This is a genomic window from Oleiphilus sp. HI0061 (assembly GCF_001635675.1).
The window spans coordinates 1-1,176 of record NZ_LWFE01000451.1 but is presented as its reverse complement, the minus strand read 5'-3'; the positions used below and the strand labels follow the sequence as shown (position 1 = coordinate 1,176).

Here is a 1,176-nt window from a genome sequence, read left to right as displayed (position 1 = left end):
GTACAGATATCGCTTTCACAGTAAGCCTCGTCGCATGAAGCTAGGTACGTATCCTGAGCTCAGTTTAAAAGAGGCTCGTAAGATTCATATGGATATGCGCTCCTTACTTGAAAAGGGAATCGACCCGATAGATAAAGCAAAAGCAGATCTTCAAGGACAGAAACTAGCCAATACAATGCGTCAGATCTGCGAAATATGGATTGATAAATTTGCCAAGCCTAAAAGAGCAAGATGGAAAGAACTTGATTCCATGCTGAAGAAAAATGTCTATGAACAGATAGGCAGTTTCAAACTAAGTGATATCCATAGACGAACAGTATCTGATCTAGTCCTTGACCCCATGTTAAAGCGCGGTGCACCTGTTCAGGCAAATAGGGTTCTTACTTTGCTAAAACAGATTCTTAACTATGGCGTTGAACACGGATATCTAGAGCATAATCCTTTGAAGGAACTGACAAAGAAGAGTGTTGGCGGGCAAGAACAGTCGCGGGATAGGACTCTAGATGATAGTGAAATTCATAAGTTTTGGTACTGTTTGAACAGGGCAAAAATGAGTGTTCATACTGAGTTAGCCTTGAAGTTGTTACTGGTAACCGGCCAAAGAAGAGGGGAGATCAATAATGCCCGGTGGAGTCACATTGATCTTAATGAAAAGGTATGGACGATACCGAAGGAAAACTCAAAGAATAGAAAAGCTCACCGAGTTCCTTTGTCTCCTCTGGCGATAAAACTATTCAGTGAACTTTATGCCCTTAGAGATGAATCGGATTGGGTTCTGCCTTCTTTCTCTGGTAATGACGCCCCCATGACTGAAAGGGTGATTAGTCGTGCCGCGAACAGGGCGCAAGAGGTTGTAGGGATTGATAAATGGGTTCCTCATGACCTCCGTCGTACCGCTGCTACCAAGATGGCTGGAATCGGCGTGGCCATTCACGTTGTGGAAAAGATACTGAATCACACTATGGGCGGAGTGATGGAGGTTTACAATCGATATGACTATTGGGAAGAGCGAGTAGAGGCTTTGGATAGGTGGGCTGAGGAGGTTGAGGGTATTATTGAGAAGAGATCCTCATAAGTAAAAAGCTTCCTTATTAGGGAAGCTTCCTATGTTGGACCTAATATTAGGTGGATCGTTTAAATTTCTCTCCTATAAAAATATGATCCGGATTGCCTCGC

The 1,176-nt window shown here is 43.4% G+C and carries 1 protein-coding gene; it reads left to right on the top strand.

What is annotated here, in order from left to right:
- The coding region (locus A3735_RS06095) for a site-specific integrase (protein ID WP_156499452.1) at positions 1 to 1,075 on the top strand (1,075 nt) is incomplete at its 5' end.
- Positions 1,076 to 1,176: the final 101 nt, after the last annotated feature.